The sequence below is a fragment of the Vibrio sp. 10N.222.55.C6 genome, from assembly GCF_041473395.1.
GTDB classification, from domain to species: domain Bacteria; phylum Pseudomonadota; class Gammaproteobacteria; order Enterobacterales; family Vibrionaceae; genus Vibrio; species Vibrio crassostreae_C.
This window is the reverse complement of sequence record NZ_JBFRSD010001087.1, coordinates 1-251: the sequence shown is the minus strand read 5'-3', so window position 1 is coordinate 251 and position 251 is coordinate 1. Positions and strand designations below refer to the sequence as shown.

The window sequence follows — 251 nt, the reverse complement described above, 5'->3', positions numbered from 1 at the left end:
AGTGACCTATTCATCATCACAGATGACGTGTACGGCACATTCGCAGATGAGTTCGTTTCTCTGTTCGCAAAACTACCGTATAACACACTATGTGTTTACTCATTCTCTAAATACTTCGGTGCAACAGGCTGGCGTCTAGGCACTATCGGTATTCACGATGAGAACGTGTTCGACGATACACTTCGCTCATTCAGTGAAGCGACACAGTGCCAATTGGACGACCGTTACAAAACGCTAACTCCAGAGCCACG

At 46.6% G+C, this 251-nt stretch carries 1 protein-coding gene; it reads left to right on the top strand.

Translation table 11 applies throughout. The features are described from left to right. Nucleotides 1–251 (top strand): aminotransferase class I/II-fold pyridoxal phosphate-dependent enzyme (locus AB4486_RS27670; RefSeq protein WP_372120006.1); only part of this gene is annotated, 251 nt, incomplete at both ends.